The organism is Streptomyces sp. NPDC054842 (assembly GCF_053611025.1).
The window spans coordinates 21,996-41,163 of sequence record NZ_JBSGZN010000025.1 but is presented as its reverse complement, the minus strand read 5'-3'; the positions used below and the strand labels follow the sequence as shown (position 1 = coordinate 41,163).

The following is a 19,168-nucleotide window of genomic DNA, read 5'->3' as shown; positions in this document are numbered from 1 at the left end:
TGAGTCCGCAGGATGACATACCGCCCGGTCGGTACCTAGGGGTGTGCGACGGTCTTCTCCGCCCGGTCCACCAATCGGGACAGCTCGACACGCGAGCGGACCCCCAGAGCTGCGAAGACGTTCCGCAGGTGGTGGTCGACTGTGCGCGGGCTCACGGACAGCCTGAGCGCCACTTCCCGGTTGGTGGCGCCCTCCGCCACACAGCGGGCGATGCGCAGCTGCTGCGGCGTGAGGAGCGCCAGCGGCCCGGGCGGCTCCTGCGCACCCGCCTCTCCGGTGGCCCGCAGCTCCGCCCGCGCCAGGGTCGCCCAGCCCAGGGCGCCGCCGCGCTCGAAGGAGACGAGGGCGTCGCGGAGCCGCCCGCGGGCCTCCCCCGGCCGGCGCCGGCGCCGCAGCCAGGCCCCGTACAGCAGCAGGGTGCGACCGCGCTCGAAGTCGCCGCCCGCGCGGTCGTGGTGGGCGAGGGCCGTGGCGAAGAACGGTTCGCACTCCTCCGGTCCGGCCAGCAGCGCGTGGCAGCGCGCCAGCTGGGCCGGGGCCTGCGGGTCGGCGCCCTGCGCGGCCCAGCGGGCGAACTCGGCCACCGCCGAACGGGCGGCCTCCGGCTGCCCGGCGCGCGCCGACGCCTCCACGAAGCAGGGGATGGCCAGCATGCGCACGGCGAAGTGACCGTGCCGGGGGCCGGGACCGACCAGCGGGCCGAGGCGCGCGGCGGCCTCCGGGACCCGGCCCCGGCCCAGGTCGGCGCGGGCCCGCGCCCACTGGGCCAGGGTGGCCGCCTGGACCAGGCCGTGCGGCGCGGCCACGCGCTCGGCGGCGGTGGCGTGTTCGGCCACGGCACCGGGGTCGCCCTCGACGGAGGCCGCGAGGGCGAGGATCGCGTGGTGGTGCGCGGCGATGTTGTGCTGGCCGGTGGCGAGGGCGCTGCGCAGACCCTCCTCGGCGTGGGCGCGGGCGCGGGCATGGCGGCCGGCGCGCAGCTCCCCGTAGGCGAGGTGCTCCAGGGCCTGCGGCACGAGGACGTACGGCCCCCGGGCCCGGACGACGGCCAGGGCACGGGAGTTGATCCGGCCGGCCGCCGCGAGGTCGCCGACGACGAGGGCGGCCACCCCGGTGCGCAGCAGGCGTTCCGGGTCGTCGGCGGCGTCGGTGGCGCCGCTCGCCAGGTATCCCCGCAGCCGCTCCCGTCCGGCGTGCAGGCGTCCGCGCATCACCGCGGCCATCCCGGCTCGGTAGCCGGCCAGGCGCCGGTCGGGGTCGGTGCGGGCGGAGGGGTGCTCCAGCGCCTCCACGTACGCAGCGGCGTCGCCCGCCGCCCAGGCCGCCTCCATGGCGGCGAGCCGGGCGGCGCGGGAGCGGGCGGAGTCGTGCGGGGCGAGCAGTTCGGCGGCCAGGAGCAGCGTCTCGCGGGCGTCGGCGACCGGGCCGTCCCCCAGGGAGAGCAGACCGCGGACGAGTTCGGCGGCGCCGCGCAACGCCTCGGGCAGATCCTCGCAGCCGGCCGCCTCCAGCAACTCCCGCGCCAGGTGCGGGAGTCCGCCGAGCCGGGCGTGCTCCGCCGCCGCCGTCAGCCGGGCGGCCCGCGGGCCGGCGTCCGCGGCGAGTTCGGCGGCCCGCGCGTAGGCCGCGGCCCGCTCCGGGTGCGTGGGCCGCCGGTACGGGCCGGGTTCGGCGCCCGCGGCGGCGGCCAGTTCGTCGCCCAGGTCCGGCGCCGGACCCTCGACGGCGGAGGCCCGGTGGTACAGCACCGCCAGCGCCCACCGCTCCTCGCCGAGCACGTCCTCCGGCCCGCCCGCGGATTCCGCGCCGAGGGAACCCGCGGGCGCTCCCGCGGTCGGTGTCGGCGGACCGTCCCCCGGGCCGCCGTCGACACCGCAGGACCCGGACACGGCACCCCCCACCGCCGGACCGCGTCCGCCGGGTGACGGCTCCACCTGCGCGTCCCCGGCACCGGACACGCCAGCCCCCGGCGAGACCTCGGCCTCGCCCGAGCCTCGTCCCGACAACCTCCGTCGGTCTTGAGCCACTTCAGCAGAGGGCACAGCACCGGACCCGGCGACGGCGCCCTCCTCCGGGACGGAACGCGAGGGCAGGGAGTGCCCCGTACACCGGTCCGGGGCGAAGGCGTCCGCCAGCAGGCGGTGGGCGGCGCGGCGGTGGGCGCGCGGGGCGGCGGTGTAGACCGAGCGGGGCAGGTCCGGGTCCGTGAAGCGCAGGCGGCCCCCGGCCAGCCGGACGGCCCCCGCGGCCTCCGCCGCCTCGACGGCACCGGCGTCCAGCCCGGCCGCCCCGGCGGCTCGCAGCACGACCCCCGCGTCCACTCCCGCGGCCCCCGCGTCCCGCTCCTGCTCGGCCGCCGCCAGCAGCAGCAACTCCCTGACCGCGAGCGGAAGTCCACCGTCATGCGCGTCCTCGCCGAAGGGCGGCCCGCCCGGCCCGGCGGACGCACCGCCGTGATCCGCGACGGCACCACCGGGTACGGCACCGGGCGCCGGTGCACTCCCGGCCCCCTCACGCGGCTCCTCACCCGACGCGGCACGCCGGCCCCCGCCGGACACCGGACCACTCGTACCGGCGCAACTTCCGCGTAGGACCGCGGCAGTTGCTCCGCTCAGGCCCTCGCCGGACGCCTCACCGTCCACGGCGGCCCGCGTGGCGGTGACCGTTCCGGAGGGCGCGTCGGCGTATACGGCGGACGCCGGTACGTCAACGGGCGAAGGATCGGACGGCGTTGGGGCCGGGGCCCCCGTCGCGTCCCCTCCCCGCGACGGGGGCTGTCCGGTGCCGGGTGGCCGCCCGTCGGGCGGTCCGGCCACCGGAGCGCAGGCCGGCGCCCAGGCGGGGGCCGGCCCGGGCCCCGGTCCGGGAGCGTGCCCGGGGACGGGCGACGGCACCTGGCCGGCGCTTCCCCCGGGCTCCTCCAACGCCTCCCCTGCGGGCGGCGGTTCAGCACTCCGGTCGTATATCCGGAGAGGACTTCGCTCAGTCGTCATTCCGGTCACGTCCGTTACGTTACTTCCGCGTAACCGAACGCGGAAGTCCCGCCTTCACTTGTTCCGCTCGTCCCGGCACCCCACGTGACCAGCTCAAAGGTGCCCGACGGCACGGTGCGCGATGGGCACCGTCCCAGCCCCGGCGAGGCAAGCTTGTGCAGCCGCACAGTGCCCGGGGCCCTCACGGCCCGTCAACGCCCTCGCGCACGGGGCGAGTCAGGGCCGGGGAACTCCCGACACGCCGATGACGGCCGCGTGTCACACGGCCGTCATCGGTGCACCGGGGTCCGGCGGTCCTTCCGGGCTCAGGCGGAGCCGTCAGGACCGGCCGGAGCCGGCGGGGTCAGGAGGTGTGCGGGCAGTTGCCGCGGTACTCCTCGATCGAGAGGGACGGGCGCGGCAGCGGGCAGAGGAACTGCTCGTAGCGGGTGTCGTTGTCGATGAACCGCTTCAGCCACGAAATGCTGTACTTCGCGATCGTCGTGTTGGAGCTGTTGGGCGTGAAGTGCGTGGCGCCGTTCAGCTCCAGGTACGCCTTGTCGAGCGAGCTGGGCAGGCTCGTGTAGAACGGCTCGGAGTGCGAGGCCACCGGCGCGATCGTGTCGCCGTCGGCCCCGAAGATCAGGGTCGGCGTCTTGATCTCCGGCCAGCTCTTGTCGAGGTTCCAGCCGGTGAGCGGGATCGCCGCCTGGAGCGAGGGACGGTCCTTGGCCGCCTCCAGGGTGCCTCCGCCGCCCATGGAGTGGCCCATGACGCCCAGCCGGGTGCTGTCGATGCGCGTGCGGACGGTGCTGCGCGTGGTCAGGTAGTCCAGCGCGGACAGCAGCTGGTCGCCGCGGCTGGCGGGCTGGTCCAGCGTGGTGTTGGTGTCGATGGTGAACACCACGAAGCCCTGGGAGGCGAGGCGCGGTCCGAGCCAGGCGATGGACGACTGATAGGCGGTGTACCCGGGCGAGATGGCGATGGCGCCGAAGGTGCCGTCGCTGGTCGAGGTCGGGTAGTAGATGGTGCCGCCGCCGAAGCCGGTGACGGAGAGGGACGAGACGGAGGTCTCGGAGACGGCGTACGGGCCGCGCAGGGCCTCGATGCTCGACTCGGTCGGCGCCGGACCCCGCTCGTAGGGGTTCGCGGCGGCCTCCGTCACGGCGGCCTGGGCTCCGGTGGCCTGGCCGGCGACGAGTCCGCCGACGGCCAGGACGGCCGCGACGCCGGACCGTACGAGGCGGGACTTCAGGCGGCTCGGCCGGGAACCGGCGGGGGCGGCGGTGGGGAGTGCGCTGCTCGGCTGCTGCACGACGGTGTGCATCCTCTCGGGAGGGTCGACGGACCCTGCCGCCGGCAGGCGTTTCCATGGCGTGGGGCGCCGGAAGGTGAACGCCTGCGGAACGGCGGGGTCCGTCTCGGGTGGTTGCAGCGGCAACTGTCCCGGCCCGCCCGCGCCCGCACATCGGCAGAATCACCGGTCTCCCCCCGGACCCGCACCCGGACCGGGCCCGCCCCGGTGCCCGGCACACGGCGGACGGCCCGTACCCGGCAGCCGTGGAGGCTGCCCGGTACGGGCCGTCGAAAGGGCCTGGGCGGGCGGGGTCAGCGGACGGGGTGTCCGGCTTCCCGCAGCGTCTCCTTCACCTGGCCGATGCGCAGATCACCGAAGTGGAAGACGGACGCGGCCAGCACCGCGTCGGCGCCCGCCGCCACGGCGGGCGGGAAGTCGCCCAGCCGTCCGGCTCCCCCGCTGGCGATCAGCGGCACGCCGACGTGCTTGCGGACGGCCTCGATCATCTCGATGTCGTAGCCGTTCTTCGTGCCGTCGGCGTCCATCGAGTTGAGCAGGATCTCGCCCGCGCCCAGCTCGGCGGCCTCGTGCGCCCACTCGACGGCGTCGATGCCGGTGCCCTTGCGGCCGCCGTGCGTGGTGACCTCGAAGGAGCCCGTGTCCGTGCGGCGCGCGTCCACCGACAGGACCAGCACCTGCCGGCCGAAGCGCTCGGCGATCTCTCGGATGAGGTCCGGGCGGGCGATGGCGGCCGTGTTGACGCCGACCTTGTCCGCACCGGCCCGCAGCAGCTTGTCCACGTCCTCGGCGGTGCGCACACCGCCGCCGACCGTGAGCGGGATGAAGACCTGCTCGGCGGTGCGGCGCACCACGTCGTAGGTGGTCTCGCGGTTGCCCGAGGACGCGGTGATGTCCAGGAACGTCAGCTCGTCGGCGCCCTCGGCGTCGTACACCTTGGCCATCTCGACGGGGTCGCCCGCGTCGCGCAGGTTCTGGAAGTTGACGCCCTTGACGACCCGGCCGTCGTCCACGTCCAGGCAGGGGATGACGCGTACGGCGAGGGTCACGGCGCGGACCCTCCCCGGTAGGCCTCCACCTCGACCTCGACGACCAGGCTGGGGTCGACGAAGCCGGAGACGATGAGCAGGGACGCGGCGGGCCGCACGGAGTCGAACAGCTCCTTGTGCGCGCGGCCCACGTCCTCCACGTCACGGGCGTGCGTCAGGTACAGCCGCGTACGGACGACGTCCTCGCGCCCGAGACCCAGCTCCTTCAGTGCCGCGAACGCCACGTCGAAGGCGTTCAGCGTCTGCTCGTAGGGGCCGCCACCGGCCATCTCGCCGTCCACGACTGAGGTGCAGCCGGAGACCAGCACCAGGCCGTTGGGGAGCTGCACCGCGCGGGAGTACCCGAAGGTGTCCTCCCAGGGCGCGCCCGTCGTCACACGTCGTACGTCGCTCACTGGGCAACCGCCTCCAGGGCCTCTTCCAGGGTGAACGCCTTCGCGTACAGCGCCTTCCCTACGATCGAGCCTTCGACACCGAGCGGCACGAGTTCGGCGATGGCGCGCAGGTCGTCCAGGGAGGACACGCCGCCGGAGGCCACCACCGGGCGGTCCGTCACCGCGCACACGTTGCGCAGCAGTTCCAGGTTGGGGCCCTGGAGGGTGCCGTCCTTGGCGATGTCGGTGACGACGTAGCGCGCGCAGCCCTCGGCGTCGAGGCGGGCCAGCGTCTCGTAGAGGTCGCCGCCGTCGCGGGTCCAGCCGCGGCCGCGCAGGGTCGTGCCGCGTACGTCGAGGCCGACCGCGATCTTGTCGCCGTGCTCGGCGATGACCTTGGCGACCCACTCGGGGGTCTCCAGGGCCGCGGTGCCGAGGTTGACCCGGGTGCAGCCGGTGGCGAGGGCGGCGGCGAGGGTGTCGTCGTCGCGGATGCCGCCGGACAGCTCCACCTTGATGTCCATGGCGCCGGCGACCTCGGCGATCAGCGCGCGGTTGTCGCCGGTGCCGAAGGCGGCGTCCAGGTCGACCAGGTGCAGCCACTCCGCGCCCGCGTTCTGCCAGGCGAGGGCGGCCTCCAGCGGGGAGCCGTACGACGTCTCCGTCCCGGACTCGCCGTGCACCAGGCGGACGGCCTGGCCGTCGCGGACGTCCACGGCGGGGAGGAGTTCGAGCTTCGAAGGCATCAGAGGGTTCCGATCCAGTTGTTCAGCAGCTGCGCTCCGGCGTCGCCGGACTTCTCGGGGTGGAACTGGGTGGCCCACAGGGCGCCGTTCTCGACGGCCGCCACGAACGGCTTGCCGTGCGTCGACCAGGTCACCAGGGGTGCCCGCAGCGCCGGGTTCGTGATCTCCAGGGACCAGTCGTGGACGGCGTAGGAGTGCACGAAGTAGAAGCGCGCGTCGGCGTCGAGTCCCGCGAAGAGCTGGGAGCCGGCCGGGGCCTCGACGGTGTTCCAGCCCATGTGCGGCACGATGTCGGCCTGGAGCGGCTCGACCGCGCCGGGCCACTCGTCCAGGCCCTCGGTCTCCACGCCGTGCTCGATGCCGCGGGCGAAGAGGATCTGCATCCCGACGCAGATGCCCATCACCGGGCGGCCGCCCGCGAGCCGCCGGCCCACGATCCAGTCGCCTCGCGCCTCCTTCAGCCCCTGCATGCAGGAGGCGAAGGCGCCGACGCCCGGCACCAGCAGCCCGTCCGCGTTCATGGCCCGGTCGAAGTCACGCGTGATCTCGACGTCGGCCCCGGTGCGGGCGAGGGCCCGCTCGGCCGACCGCACGTTGCCGAAGCCGTAGTCGAAGACGACGACCTTCTTCGCGGTGCTCAATTCCACACCTCCAGGCGTACGACGCCCGCGAGCAGGCACATCGCGGCGCCGATGGACAGCAGCACGATCAGGCCCTTGGGCATCTGCTGCTTGGCGAAGGAGTAGACGCCGCCGAGCAGGAAGAGGCCGACGACGATCAGGATGCTCGACAGGCCGGTCACAGTGCGCCCTTCGTGGAGGGGAGGATGCCCGCGGCGCGCGGGTCGTGTTCGGAGGCGTACCGCAGGGCGCGGGCCAGCGCCTTGAACTGGCACTCCACGATGTGGTGCGCGTTGCGCCCGTAGGGCACGTGCACGTGCAGGGCGATCTGGGCCTGGGCGACGAAGGACTCCAGGATGTGCCGGGTCATCGTCGTGTCGTACTCGCCGATCATCGGCGCCATGTTCTCGGGCTCGGTGTGCACCAGGTAGGGGCGGCCGGAGAGGTCGACGGTCACCTGGGCGAGCGACTCGTCCAGCGGGACGGTGCAGTTGCCGAAGCGGTAGATGCCGACCTTGTCGCCGAGGGCCTGCCGGAAGGCGGCGCCGAGCGCGAGGGCGGTGTCCTCGATGGTGTGGTGCGAGTCGATGTGCAGGTCGCCCTCGGTCTTCACGGTCAGGTCGAACAGACCGTGCCGGCCGAGCTGGTCGAGCATGTGGTCGTAGAAGCCGACGCCGGTCGCCACATCGACCTTGCCGGTGCCGTCGAGGTTGATCTCGACGACGACCGACGTCTCCTTCGTCGTACGTTCCACGCGGCCTACGCGGCTCATGCGCTCTGCTCCTTCGGGGGTGTGGGGGTGAACCCCACGAGACTCGGTAGTTCACGGACCGCGTCCAGGAACGCGTCGTTCTCGGCGGGGGTGCCCGCGGAGACCCTCAGCCGGCCCGGTACGCCGTTGTCCCGGACCAGGACGCCCCGGTCGAGGATCTCCTGCCAGGCCTTGTGGGCGTCCTCGAACCGCCCGAACTGGACGAAGTTGGCGTCGGAGGCGGTGACCTCGAAGCCGAGCGCGCTCAGTTCGGTGACCAGCCGGTCCCGCTCGGCCTTCAGCTGCTCGACGTAGCCGAGGAGGGTGCCGGTGTGCTCCAGGGCGGCCAGCGCGGTCGCCTGGGTGACGGCCGACAGGTGGTACGGCAGCCGGACGAGCTGGACGGCGTCCACGACCGCGGGGTGCGCGGCGAGGTAGCCGAGGCGCAGTCCGGCGGCGCCGAAGGCCTTCGACATCGTGCGGGAGACGACGAGATTCGGCCGATCTTCGAGCAGCGGCAGCAGCGAGGCCCCGTGGCTGAACTCGACGTACGCCTCGTCGATGACGACCATGGACGGCTTCGCCGCCTGCGCGGCCTCGTACAGCGCGAGGACGGTCTCGGGCGGCACCGAGTTGCCGGTGGGGTTGTTCGGTGTCGTGATGAAGACGACGTCCGGCCGGTGCTCGGCGACGGCCGCCTCGGCCGCCGCGAGGTCGAGCGTGAAGTCCTCGTTGCGCGGGCCGGCGATCCAGCCCGTGCCCGTGCCGCGCGCGATGAGCGCGTGCATGGAGTACGAGGGCTCGAAGCCGATCGCGGTCCGGCCGGGGCCGCCGAAGGTCTGCAGCAGCTGCTGGATGACCTCGTTGGAGCCGTTGGCCGCCCAGACGTTCTCCGGGCCGACGGCGTACTTGCCGGTGTCCGTCAGGTACCGGGCCAGCTCGGTGCGCAGCTCCACCGCGTCCCGGTCGGGGTAGCGGTTGAGGCCGCGGGCGGCCTCGCGCACCCGCTCGGCGATCCGCTCGACGAGCGGTTCGGGCAGCGGGTACGGGTTCTCGTTCGTGTTGAGCCGGACGGGCACGTCCAGCTGGGGTGCGCCGTACGGGGACTTGCCGCGCAGTTCGTCGCGGACGGGGAGGTCGTCGATGTCGGTCACGCGCTGGGCACCTTCCAGCCGAACCGGGCCTTGACCGCGGCGCCGTGGGCGGGCAGGTCCTCGGCCTCGGCGAGCGTCACGACGTGGTGGGCGACCTCGGCGAGGGCGTCGCGCGAGTAGTCGACGATGTGGATCCCGCGGAGGAAGGACTGCACGCTCAGGCCCGAGGAGTGGCAGGCGCAGCCGCCGGTGGGCAGGACGTGGTTGGAGCCGGCGCAGTAGTCGCCGAGGGAGACGGGCGCCCACGGGCCGACGAAGATCGCGCCGGCGTTCGTGACCCGCTCGGCCACGGCTGCGGCGTCGGCGGTCTGGATCTCCAGGTGCTCGGCGCCGTACGCGTCGACCACCCGCAGGCCCTCCTCCACGCCGTCGACCAGCACGATCGCGGACTGGCGGCCCGCTAGCGCGGGGGCGATCCGGTCCTCGACGTGCTTGGTGGCGGCCACCTGCGGCGCCAGTTCCTTCTCGACCGCGTCGGCCAGCGCGACCGAGTCGGTGACGAGGACGGCGGCCGCGAGCGGGTCGTGCTCGGCCTGGCTGATCAGGTCGGAGGCGACGTGCGCCGGGTCGGCGGTGTCGTCGGCGAGGATGGCGATCTCGGTGGGTCCGGCCTCCGCGTCGATGCCGATGCGGCCGGTGAAGTAGCGCTTGGCGGCGGCGACCCAGATGTTGCCGGGTCCGGTGACCATGTTCACGGAGGGGCAGGACTCGGTGCCGTGCGCGAACATCGCGACGGCCGTGGCGCCGCCGGCCGCGTACACCTCGTCGACGCCGAGGAGGGCGCAGGCCGCGAGGATGGTCGGGTGCGGCAGGCCGCCGAACTCGGCCTGGGCCGGGGAGGCGAGCGCGATGGACCCGACGCCGGCCTCCTGCGCCGGGACCACGTTCATGACCACGGACGAGGGGTAGACCGAGCGGCCGCCGGGCGCGTACAGCCCGACCCGGCCGACGGGGACCCACTTCTCGGTGACCGAGCCGCCGGGCACGACCTGGGTGGTGTGCGGGGTGCGGCGCTGGGCGCGGTGGACCATCCGGGCGCGCCTGACGGATTCCTCCAGGGCCGCGCGCACGGCGGGGTCGAGCCGCTCCAGGGCGTCGGTGAGGGCCTGGACGGGGACGCGGACGGACTCCAGGCGTACGCCGTCGAACTTCTCCGCGTAGTCGATCAGCGCCGCGTCGCCCCGATGATGCACGGCCTCGCAGATCGGACGCACCTTCTCCATGGCGGCCGCAACGTCGAAGTCGGCTCGGGGCAGCAGGTCGCGCAGGGCGGAGCCCTCGGGGAGGGCGTCGCCGCGCAGATCGATTCGGGAGATCACATGGCCAATTCTCTCAGACCGCCGTCGGGCACCGGACGCCCGTATCAATGGCTGATACAAGACCTGGACAGACGGCCCGGCCGTGGCCGGAACCGGTGGCCGACAGTGGCCCCGGGAGACGGCCGTCACCGCTAGCGTTCCGCCCGTCACCGAACGGGCATTGAACGGGTGTGCGAAACCGGCGAGTAGCCGGGGCGGAAGGGAGACACGTGACCGAGGGTGCCGGCGTCAGGAACGGGGACCTGCCGGACGACCTGACCGCCGCCGAGGCCGGCATGTGGCAGGCCTTCCGCAACGGCAGCGTCTACGACCTGCGGAGCGGCGACACCGTCGTGGACGATCCGCACGGGGGCCACCCCTGGGGACCCGAGCGCAGCGTACGGGCCAGGATCGTGGCGTGGCTGCTGCTGGACGGACCGCCGGCGCTGGACGGCCGCGTCTCCTCCCTGAAGCTGACGGGCGTGCAGATCATGGACACCCTCGACCTGGCGGGCGGCACGATCCAGCCGTACCTGGAGCTGAAGGGGTGCCGATTCGAGAAGGAGGTCCTGCTGCCGGAGGCCCGGTTCACCACCGTGCGCCTGGTCGACTGCTCGGTCCCGCGGCTGGAGGCGGCCCGGCTGCACACCGAGGGCGACCTCCATCTGCCGCGCTGCCGCTTCCACAACGGCGTCCGGCTCACCGACGCCCGGATCGGCACGGACCTGCTGCTGAACCAGGCCGTCGTCTACCGGGACCGGCGGATGCGCTCGATCACCGCCGACGGCATGAGCGTGGGCCAGGACCTCCAGGCGGAGATGCTGGAGTCGCACGGCGAGCTGAGTCTGCGCGGCGCCCAGGTCGGCGTCTCGCTCAGCCTGCGCGGCAGCCGCCTCGCCAACCCCTACGGCCGCCTCGCCCTGAACGCGCCCCAGCTGACGGTCGAACGGACGCTCTACCTGACCCCGGCCGGCGTCGGCGGTCCGCTGCTGGCCGGCGGCGGCACCCCGGCGCGCGGCACCCGCCTCCAGCGCTTCGTGTGCCAGGGCGGCGTCCGGCTGGACGACGGCCGGTTCGGGGACGCCCTGGACCTCGACCAGGCCCGGTTCGTCTTCGAGGACGACCAGGAGCTGTCCCTGCGCCGGGTCCAGACGCCGGAGCTGCGGTTCCTCGGGGAGCGGCCCGAGCGCGGCAAGGTCGTCCTGTCGGGCGCGCGAGTGGTGAACCTGGTCGACAGGGCGGCCAGCTGGCCGGGCCCGGGCAGCCTGCACATGGGCGGCTTCGGCTACGAGAACCTGGTGCCGCAGGGCGCCTTCCCGCTGACCCGGCGCCTGGAGTGGGTGGCCGCGGCGACCGCCGAGTACAACCCGGAGCCCTACGAACGCCTCGCGGCCGTGCTGCGCGGTTCCGGTGAGGACGAGGACGCGCGCGAGGTGCTCCTGGAGAAGCAGCGCCGGCGCCGCGAGACGCTGCCGCTCGCGGGCAAGCTGTGGGGGTACGCCCAGGACTGGGCGGTCGCCTACGGGTACCGGCCGGGCCGGGCCGCGGTGTGGATGGCGGTGCTGTGGGCGGCCGGCTCGTTCGCCTTCGCCCACGCGAGCCATCCGCCGATCAAGGACGGCGAGCATCCGCCGTGGAACCCCTCCCTGTTCGCGCTGGACCTGCTGCTGCCCGTCATCGACCTGGGCCAGGTGGGTTACTGGCAACTGCGGGGCGGATGGCAGTGGCTGGCGGCGGTGGTGATCCTGCTGGGCTGGATCCTGGCGACGACCGTGGCGGCGGGCGCGACCCGCACCCTGCGCAGGAACTGACGGCTCCCGGCCGCCGAGAGGTGAACACCCGTCATCTTTTACCTTTCCTTGACCCTCGGGCGGGCAACCGGGAGAGGGTTACGAAAGCGTCACCGCATACCCCCTGGCCCTGTCCCCACCTGCGGTTTTCAATGGGCCCACCATGGCACTGCTGCGCGCGCTCCTTCGTACCGCCCGGATGGCGACGCACACGTCGCGCCTCGCGGCCGGACTGCCCACCGACGACGAGGTGCTCCTCGACGCGCCCGACGAGCGGCTGGGCCCCGCGCTCGTCGCCGCGGGCGGCGGCGAGTACGGGCCCGCCGCCAAGCTCCTGGCCGGCACGCGCGACGCCGCCGAGTGGGAGAGCCGCGACCGCTACGCGATCCGCCTGGCCGCCTTCGCCCGCTCGCGCGACGGATGGCTGCGCGCCTGGCAGGCCGCCGCGCCGCACGACGCCGACGCCCTGCTCGTCCGGGCCGAACTGGCGGTGCGCCGGGGCTGGGAGTCGCCCGCCCGCGCCGAGCTGCTGCGCCAGGTCGCCCCGCTCGTCACCGCCGCCGCCGAGGCCGACCCGCGCGATCCGGTGCCCTGGCGGATCGCGCTCGACCACGCCCGCGGCACGAACGCCGGGCACTCCGAGTTCGAGCAGCTGTGGGGCGAGGCCGTACGCCGTTCCCCGCACCACTACGGCTGCCACGTGGCGGCGCTCCAGTACCTCTCCGCGGCCTGGTACGGCTCCCACCGCGAGTGCTTCGACTTCGCCGAGCGGGCGGCGCAGGACGCCCTGCCCGGCTCCCTGGTGCGGGCCCTGCCCGTCCGGGCGGCCTTCGCCTACCTGACCGAGGGCGGCGGGCCCGCGGTGCCGCGCCGGCGTCTCGACACGGCGGCCGACCTCGCCATCGAGGTCTCCGCCGCCTACCCGGCCGCCGACCCCTGGCCCGCGGAGGTCCGCAACCTCCTGACCTACGTGCTCATCACGCTCGACCGCTGGCAGGACGCACTCGACCAGCTGCGGCAGATCGGCCCGTACGCCACCTCGTTCCCCTGGGACCGGATCTCGGACGACCCGCTGGGGCAGTTCCTCGAGCTGCGGGACGGGATCCGTCTGGAGGTCGCCTCCGGGCTGCCGCTGGGCACGCGCGGGCCGTCCGGCCATCCACAGGGTGGGCGGGGCGGACGCCGCGCCACCGGCGACCACTAGGCTTTGCCGTCGTGACCACCGTCCGGCTCCCGCTCTTCCCGCTCAACTCGGTTCTGTTCCCGGGCCTCGTGCTGCCCCTGAACATCTTCGAGGAGCGCTATCGCGCCATGATGCGCGATCTCCTGAAAACCCCCGAGGACGAACCGCGCCGGTTCGCCGTCGTCGCCATCCGCGACGGCCACGAGGTCGCGCCCACCGGGCCCGGCATGCCGGACCCGACGGCCGTACTGGAGCGCGGTCCCGCCGCCGGCTTCGGGGACGAGCCCGCCGCCGCCTTCCACGAGGTGGGCTGCGTCGCGGACGCGGCGACCGTCCGTGAGCGCGCCGACGGCAGCTTCGAGGTGCTGGCCACCGGCACGACCCGCGTCCGGCTGCTGTCCGTGGACGCGTCCGGCGCGTACCTCACGGCCGAGCTGGAGGAGCTGGAGGAGGAGCCCGGTGACGAGGCCGGGGCGCTCGCCGAGGGCGTCCTGCGGGCCTTCCGGCAGTACCAGAAGCGGCTGGCCGGCGCGCGGGAGCGCTCACTGGCGACCGGCGCGGACCTGCCGGACGAGCCGTCCGTCGTCTCGTACCTCGTCGCGGCGGCCATGATGCACGACATCCCGGTGAAGCAGCGGCTGCTCCAAGCCCCGGACACCGCCTCACGCCTGCGCGACGAGCTGAAACTCCTGCGCGCGGAGACGGCGATCATCCGTAATCTGCCGTCGTTGCCGGCGTCGGAGCTGACGCGCGGCCCGACGAGCCCGAACTGACGGCTCCCCGACCCGTCTCCCGGATCCGAGAAGGCGATGGCGAAGAAGCAGAAGAAGCAGCAGCAGGCGGGCGGCACCCCGGCGACGGTGGCCCTGACCGCCGCGGGGGTGCCGTACACGGTCCACGCCTACGAGCACGACCCCGCCCACCCCTCGTACGGCGAGGAGGCCGCCGAGGCCATGGGCGTCTCCCCCGACCGGGTCTTCAAGACCCTGGTGGCGGACGTCGACGGCTCCCTCGTGGTCGCCGTCGTCCCCGTCGCGGGCTCCCTCGACCTCAAGGCGCTGGCCACCGCGGTGGGCGGCAAGCGGGCCGCGATGGCGGACCCGGCGGCCGCCGAACGCACGACGGGGTACGTACGCGGCGGCATCTCCCCGCTGGGCCAGCGCAAGAGGCTCCCGACGGTCCTCGACGCCTCCGCCGCGGGGCACGCCACGATCTGCGTCTCCGCCGGCCGCCGCGGCCTGGAGGTCGAACTCGCCCCCGCCGACCTCGCCGCCCTCACCGAGGCGGTGTCGGCCCCCGTCGCCCGCGCCTGACCCCTCGCCGGGGCCTGTTGCCCGGTCGGGTACGAGGAACGTGGGGCCACGAACCCGCCGGCGGAGGCGGCGCATGTGCGAGGGCCGCCCTCACCATGGAGGGCGGCCGGCTCAAGGGCCCTGAGCCCACGCCCAGCCCGGCGTCCGAGAACGGGGCGGGCGGCGCGACAGGAGGTCCGGGGTCTCAGTCCCCGAGGACGGGACGCGAAAGGGCGGGGAGCGAGAGCACCCCGGCGGGCGCCCGCCGCGCCTACGACCCCGGAGGCGTGGCCGCCCCGTACGGCGCGGGGTACGGCTCCGGGTCCCGGGGCCCGAACAACGCGGTCAGCCCCAGATGCACCACCAGCCCCGCCAGGGACCACGCCAGCAGCGCCCCCTTGGCGTTCAGCTTCAGCGGCGCGGAGAAGGTGACGCCCTTGCCCACGGACTGCGCGTGGGCGATCACGTTCTGGGTGGGCCCGAGCCACACCCCGATCCGCCAGGCCAGCAGCGACCCGAGCAGCCCTCCCACGGCGAGTCCCACCACGAGCGGCACACCCCCGCGCCGTCGCGCCAGGAACACGCCCAGCGCGCTGAGCGCGCCGAACGCGACCGCGAGGAGGGTAAACGTTCCGTCGACACCGATGGCCTGCTCGCCCTCGGTGTCCTTGAAGTAGACGACCCACTTCTTGTCGACGAGGCCGCCGACGAGCGGGACGTGCGGCGCCAGCCACCACCACAGCAGACCGAGCAGCACCCCGGCGAGCGCCACCGCGACGGTGACGACGGCGGCCTCCCGCACTTCGGTCTTCATCCCGGGGCCGTCCTGCTCGTACGCGGACGTCCCGGCGGCGGGCGGCGCCTGCCAGGCGTCGTGCGGGGGACCCTGGTGCGGCGGCGGAGGCGGAGTCAGCGGTGCGGTCACCCTGACATCGTGCCAGGCCCCGCCGCCGGCCGCGTCACCGGACGGCCGCCCGGCGGTAGGCCCAGGTCGCGACGGCCAGCGAGGCGACGCCGACCGCGGCGCACACCGCGAGGTCGCCCAGCACGAAGGCCCAGTCGGGGTGGGCGTCGAAGGTCCGCGCGAAGGCCTCGACGCCGTACGTCGACGGCAGCAGGTCACGGGCGTACTGGACCGCGGTCGGCAGCCGCTCCGGCGGGAGCACCCCGAGCAGCAGCGCCGCCGACATGCCCAGCTGGCCGAGGAGCGTGGCGAGCTCGGGCCGGGGCGCGAGCAGCCCGAGGGCGGCGCCGAGTCCGGCGAGGGCGGCACCGGCGAGCGGGACCACCGCGACGAGCACCCACAGGTGGGTCAGCGGCAGCCCGAACAGCACACAGCCGAAGAGGGCGGTGGCGAACGTCCCGGGGACGGTGAACGAGGCGTACGCGCCCGCCGCGCCGAGCACCACGGCCGCGGGCGGCACCGGGAGCGTCGCGTAGTGGTCGAGTCCGCCGCCGGCGCGGAGCTGCCCGAAGTACTGGGCGAGCAGGTTCAGGGCGACGAAGGCGACGACCAGGACCGACGCCCCGGCCACCACGGACCGGGCCTCGCCGCCGCCGTCCACCACGCCCCGCATCAGGATCATGATGCCGACGGACTGGAAGGTGGCGACGAACAGCAGCGGGATGCGCGCGACCCGGGCCCGGGAGAGCTGCGCCCGGTACACGGCGGCCAGCGACGGCCACAGGCGGGCCCGCGGGCCCAGCTCGGCGGCCTCGCCGGCGTCCGCGGTCAGGGGCGGCGCGCTGCCCGGCAGAACCCCAGCGGGTACGACACTCACGTCGAGCTGCTCCTCTTCGCTCCGGCAGCCGTGCTGATCACCGGTGTCCGCGAGTCCGCCCGGGCGGTGCCCGGCGACGTCCTCGGTCTCACGTACGGATGCCGCGGTCCGTGCGCTCACGATCTCACCAGCCCCTGCCCGTTGCCGCCCAGCGCCAGGTACACGTCCTCCAGGCTCGGCGTGGCCAGCGTGAAGTCGTCCAGGGCGGCGAAGGCGGCACCGCCGGTGACCGTCGCGACGGCCGCGCGGGCCTCCTCGGGGGCGAGGCGCAGCGTCCAGCGGCGGCCGGACTCGACGGCGCGGTCGCGCAGCGCGGCGACCTCGGGGACGTCGAGGGGGGCGCTCTGCCGCCAGACGAGGTCGACCCGTACCTCCCCGGCGACCTGCTCCTTCAGCCCGGCCGGGGTGTCGCAGGCGATGACCCGGCCCCGGTCGAGGACGGCGACCCGGTCGAGCACCGTCTCGGCCTCGATGACGTTGTGGGTGACCAGCAGGACGGTCGTGCCGTGCTCGGCGCGGCGCCGGTCGACCGCGCCCCACACCGCGCGGCGGGCGACGGGGTCCATGCCGGTGGTGGGCTCGTCCAGGACGAGCAGCGGCCGCCGGCCGACCAGCGCGGCGGCGAAGCAGGCGAGCCGCCGCTGTCCGCCGGAGAGCTTGCGCAGGGGGCGGGAGGCGAGGAGGGCGAGGCCGAGTTCGTCCAGGACGGCGTCGCGCTCGGCGCGCGCCTGCCGGAGGTCGAGGCCGCGCAGCCGGCCGGTCGTCTCCGCGGCGAGCGACACGGTCAGGTCGTCGAGGGCGGTGGACTCCTGCCCGAGGTACGCGAGGATGCGCGCCGCCCGCTCCGGGTGGCGCACGATGTCGTGCCCGAGGATGTCGACGCTGCCGCTGTCGGGCCGCATGAGCCCGGTCAGCTGGCGTACGAGGGTGGACTTGCCGGCGCCGTTGGGCCCGAGGAGCCCGAAGATCTCCCCGCGCCGGATGTCGAGGCGCACCCCGTCGTTGGCCCGCACCTCGGGCGTCGCGGGGCTGCCGCGCCGTCCGCGCACCGCCGGGTAGGTCTTCGTCAGGTCCCGCACGGCGCACACGAGGGCACCACCGTGTCCCCTGCGGACTGACTGTGCCGTGCGCGTACTCACGAGGGACGAGCCTACGGGGTCCGATGCCCCGTTATGCGCCCGGGGCCGTGGCTCACTCCCCCGCGGGCGCGTGCTCGGCCGCCGTACGCACGTCGATCTCGCGCCAGAAGCCGGCCCGGATCGCGTACCGGTCGTGCTCGTCGATCTGGTCGTCCTTGTGCGCGAGGAGGCCGAAGCGGGCCGCGTACCGCAGGAGTTCCCCGTCCACCCGGTGCGGGACGCGCGGGTACATCGCCGACAGCTTCTGCAGGTGGCTCTGGTCGGTGAGCCGCGCCATCCACCGGCGCGCGAACACCTGCCCGACCTCGTACGGGTCGCCGCCGACGGTGGTGATGTCCTCCTCGCGGTCCGCCCAGCGCTGCTCGGCGGAGGTCAGCTGGGCGAGGGTGGGCAGCGCGGCGGCCTCCGCGGGCTCCCCGCCGCCGCCCGGGCGCTCGACCCAGCCCTTGTCGGAGGACCAGCGCAGGGTCGCGGTCGTCGGGTGCTGGGCGGGCTGGGTGCCGGGTCCGCGGAGGGCGGCAAGGTCCTTGGGGGTCGGGACGCCCTTGGGGGCGGGGATCCGCTCCTGCGCGGTGTCGCGCGGCTCCTCCGCCGTGACGTGCTCGGCCGGCTCCTGGGAGCGGTCGGCCGCGGCGGCGAGCGCCGACTCGGGCAGCGGCGCGGAGAGGATCGCGGCGATCTCGGGCCGCGGCACGGGCGGCGGCGCGCAGATCCCGCCGATCTCCTTGGGGCGGACGGCCTTGGTGATCCAGATCCGGTCCAGCACGCGGCGCTCGTCCGCCTCGGCGACCAGGTCCTCCGACTGGTTGTAGTCGCCGTCCGCGGCCTGGACGGCCCACAGGTGGACGGCGACGCCGTGCTCCTTCGCGGCCATCATGCCGGGCAGCAGATCCCCGTCGCCGGTGACCAGGACCACGTCGGAACAGGCGCGGTTGCGTGCCAGTTCGGTCAGTTCGGCGTGCATGGCGGCGTCGACGCCCTTCTGCGCCCACCGCCCGTCGCTGCGGGTCAGCGCGCCCAGGCGCACCGTGACGCGGGGCATCACCCGGAGTCTGCGGTGCTCGGGCTGGGGTACGCGGTCGGGGGCGCCGTCGAACCAGTAGATGCGCAGCAGGGGCCGTTCCGTGTCGGACTCGGCGCGCTCGCGCAGCCCCTGGATGAGGGCGGCGTGGTCGACGGTGATCCGGGAGCGAGAGGGTTCCCCGGCGAGAAGACTGGCGGCAGCCCCGAGCAGGTACCCGGCGTCCACCAGGACGATGCAGCGGTCCACGGGTCCACCCTCTTTCCGGTTTCCGGGAGGTTTGCTTCGGGCCTGCTTCGAGTCTGCCCGACGGCGCGAAGGTTAACGGCCCGAACTCGATCTTCGGCGTGGCGCAGCGGCGTACCGGTCCTCCACGGCGCTTGTCACGCACGGTAATTATCCGACATGCGCGGGTTGTCGGCCCGTGTGAATCTGGTTGCGGCCCTGGCCCCTAGATCCCCTTCAGGAGGCAGATCACCATGGCCAAGAACAAGAACCGCAAGCAGGGCGCCGCCCAGGACCGTTCCGCTCAGCCGGACCAGGCCCCGGAGCACGCGCGTTCCACCGCGACCGAGGCAGCGCAGCTGGCTCAGGTCCAGGGCAGCCCCGCCGACGTAGCCCGTAAGCACCAGAAGCGCTTCGGGCACAACTGAGGCGGGCGCCGGGGCCGTTGACGCCCGAGC

19 protein-coding genes are annotated in these 19,168 nt (G+C 74.4%); 5 read left to right on the top strand and 14 right to left on the bottom strand.

Annotation, left to right across the window (positions count from 1 at the left end; all coding sequences use genetic code 11):
* Positions 1 to 35: 35 nt before the first annotated feature.
* The 10 genes from ACWGIS_RS20615 to hisD all read right to left on the bottom strand — a co-directional run bounded on the left by ACWGIS_RS20615 (position 36) and on the right by hisD (position 10,300).
* Positions 36 to 2,372, bottom strand: coding sequence for a LuxR C-terminal-related transcriptional regulator (locus ACWGIS_RS20615; RefSeq protein ID WP_453363878.1), 2,337 nt, complete (start codon positions 2,370 to 2,372; stop codon positions 36 to 38).
* Positions 2,373 to 3,336: 964 nt separating this feature from the next.
* A complete protein-coding gene (gene bdeA, locus ACWGIS_RS20610; protein WP_453363877.1) occupies positions 3,337 to 4,299 on the bottom strand; it encodes a bis(hydroxyethyl) terephthalate hydrolase in 963 nt (320 codons plus the stop codon).
* Between the two features lie 281 nt (positions 4,300 to 4,580).
* Complete coding sequence (hisF, locus tag ACWGIS_RS20605; protein WP_453363876.1) at positions 4,581 to 5,336, bottom strand: imidazole glycerol phosphate synthase subunit HisF; 756 nt, start codon at positions 5,334 to 5,336, stop codon at positions 4,581 to 4,583.
* Positions 5,333 to 5,731, bottom strand: coding sequence for a RidA family protein (locus ACWGIS_RS20600; RefSeq protein WP_453363875.1), 399 nt, complete (start codon positions 5,729 to 5,731; stop codon positions 5,333 to 5,335). Before ACWGIS_RS20600 ends, hisF begins: the two co-directional genes overlap by 4 nt.
* Positions 5,728 to 6,456: a bifunctional 1-(5-phosphoribosyl)-5-((5-phosphoribosylamino)methylideneamino)imidazole-4-carboxamide isomerase/phosphoribosylanthranilate isomerase PriA gene (priA, locus tag ACWGIS_RS20595; RefSeq protein WP_453363874.1), complete on the bottom strand. Its 729-nt coding sequence runs from the start codon at positions 6,454 to 6,456 to the stop codon at positions 5,728 to 5,730. Before priA ends, ACWGIS_RS20600 begins: the two co-directional genes overlap by 4 nt.
* Positions 6,456 to 7,103 carry an imidazole glycerol phosphate synthase subunit HisH gene (gene hisH / locus ACWGIS_RS20590; protein WP_453363873.1) on the bottom strand — a complete coding sequence of 216 codons (648 nt, stop codon included), beginning with the start codon at positions 7,101 to 7,103 and terminating at the stop codon, positions 6,456 to 6,458. The genes priA and hisH overlap by 1 nt, the downstream gene beginning before the upstream one ends.
* Positions 7,094 to 7,258 carry a hypothetical protein gene (locus tag ACWGIS_RS20585; RefSeq protein WP_453363872.1) on the bottom strand — a complete coding sequence of 55 codons (165 nt, stop codon included), beginning with the start codon at positions 7,256 to 7,258 and terminating at the stop codon, positions 7,094 to 7,096. The genes hisH and ACWGIS_RS20585 overlap by 10 nt, the downstream gene beginning before the upstream one ends.
* A complete protein-coding gene (hisB, locus tag ACWGIS_RS20580) occupies positions 7,255 to 7,848 on the bottom strand; it encodes an imidazoleglycerol-phosphate dehydratase HisB (RefSeq protein WP_355783631.1) in 594 nt (197 codons plus the stop codon). Before hisB ends, ACWGIS_RS20585 begins: the two co-directional genes overlap by 4 nt.
* Entirely contained in the window at positions 7,845 to 8,981 is a 1,137-nt protein-coding gene (locus ACWGIS_RS20575; RefSeq protein ID WP_453363871.1) for a histidinol-phosphate transaminase, read from the bottom strand. Before ACWGIS_RS20575 ends, hisB begins: the two co-directional genes overlap by 4 nt.
* Positions 8,978 to 10,300: a histidinol dehydrogenase gene (gene hisD, locus ACWGIS_RS20570; protein ID WP_453363870.1), complete on the bottom strand. Its 1,323-nt coding sequence runs from the start codon at positions 10,298 to 10,300 to the stop codon at positions 8,978 to 8,980. The genes ACWGIS_RS20575 and hisD overlap by 4 nt, the downstream gene beginning before the upstream one ends.
* A gap of 209 nt (positions 10,301 to 10,509) precedes the next feature.
* Here hisD and ACWGIS_RS20565 point away from each other — a divergent pair, with 209 nt between their 5' ends.
* From ACWGIS_RS20565 to ybaK, 4 genes are all read left to right on the top strand, one after another.
* Entirely contained in the window at positions 10,510 to 12,090 is a 1,581-nt protein-coding gene (locus tag ACWGIS_RS20565) for an oxidoreductase (RefSeq protein WP_453363869.1), read from the top strand.
* Between the two features lie 142 nt (positions 12,091 to 12,232).
* Entirely contained in the window at positions 12,233 to 13,273 is a 1,041-nt protein-coding gene (locus ACWGIS_RS20560) for a hypothetical protein (protein WP_453363868.1), read from the top strand.
* An 11-nt stretch (positions 13,274 to 13,284) separates the two neighbouring features.
* Positions 13,285 to 14,025: an LON peptidase substrate-binding domain-containing protein gene (locus ACWGIS_RS20555; RefSeq protein ID WP_453363867.1), complete on the top strand. Its 741-nt coding sequence runs from the start codon at positions 13,285 to 13,287 to the stop codon at positions 14,023 to 14,025.
* Between the two features lie 36 nt (positions 14,026 to 14,061).
* On the top strand, positions 14,062 to 14,565 hold the full coding sequence (gene ybaK / locus ACWGIS_RS20550) for a Cys-tRNA(Pro) deacylase (protein ID WP_453363866.1): 504 nt from the start codon (positions 14,062 to 14,064) through the stop codon (positions 14,563 to 14,565).
* A 250-nt stretch (positions 14,566 to 14,815) separates the two neighbouring features.
* On the opposite strand, the gene ACWGIS_RS20545 is transcribed toward ybaK, so the two are convergent.
* The 4 genes from ACWGIS_RS20545 to ACWGIS_RS20530 form a co-directional block, all read right to left on the bottom strand.
* Positions 14,816 to 15,469 carry an AAA family ATPase gene (locus ACWGIS_RS20545; RefSeq protein ID WP_453363865.1) on the bottom strand — a complete coding sequence of 218 codons (654 nt, stop codon included), beginning with the start codon at positions 15,467 to 15,469 and terminating at the stop codon, positions 14,816 to 14,818.
* Between the two features lie 34 nt (positions 15,470 to 15,503).
* Complete coding sequence (locus tag ACWGIS_RS20540) at positions 15,504 to 16,325, bottom strand: ABC transporter permease (protein ID WP_453363936.1); 822 nt, start codon at positions 16,323 to 16,325, stop codon at positions 15,504 to 15,506.
* A gap of 116 nt (positions 16,326 to 16,441) precedes the next feature.
* Complete coding sequence (locus tag ACWGIS_RS20535; RefSeq protein ID WP_453363864.1) at positions 16,442 to 17,464, bottom strand: ABC transporter ATP-binding protein; 1,023 nt, start codon at positions 17,462 to 17,464, stop codon at positions 16,442 to 16,444.
* A gap of 52 nt (positions 17,465 to 17,516) precedes the next feature.
* Entirely contained in the window at positions 17,517 to 18,734 is a 1,218-nt protein-coding gene (locus ACWGIS_RS20530) for an NYN domain-containing protein (protein ID WP_453363863.1), read from the bottom strand.
* Between the two features lie 230 nt (positions 18,735 to 18,964).
* Between ACWGIS_RS20530 and ACWGIS_RS20525 the strand changes: the two genes are divergently transcribed.
* Entirely contained in the window at positions 18,965 to 19,138 is a 174-nt protein-coding gene (locus ACWGIS_RS20525) for a hypothetical protein (protein WP_453363862.1), read from the top strand.
* The last annotated feature ends 30 nt before the right edge of the window (positions 19,139 to 19,168 follow it).

Bases quoted from the DNA above. Each gene is read 5' to 3' on its own strand.
- hisB (WP_355783631.1), bottom strand. From the start codon at position 7,848: ATGAGCCGCGTAGGCCGCGTGGAACGTACGACGAAGGAGACGTCGGTC.
- priA (WP_453363874.1), bottom strand. From the start codon at position 6,456: ATGCCTTCGAAGCTCGAACTCCTCCCCGCCGTGGACGTCCGCGACGGC.
- ACWGIS_RS20525 (WP_453363862.1), top strand. From the start codon at position 18,965: ATGGCCAAGAACAAGAACCGCAAGCAGGGCGCCGCCCAGGACCGTTCC.
- ybaK (WP_453363866.1), top strand. From the start codon at position 14,062: ATGGCGAAGAAGCAGAAGAAGCAGCAGCAGGCGGGCGGCACCCCGGCG.
- bdeA (WP_453363877.1), bottom strand. From the start codon at position 4,299: ATGCACACCGTCGTGCAGCAGCCGAGCAGCGCACTCCCCACCGCCGCC.
- ACWGIS_RS20560 (WP_453363868.1), top strand. From the start codon at position 12,233: ATGGCACTGCTGCGCGCGCTCCTTCGTACCGCCCGGATGGCGACGCAC.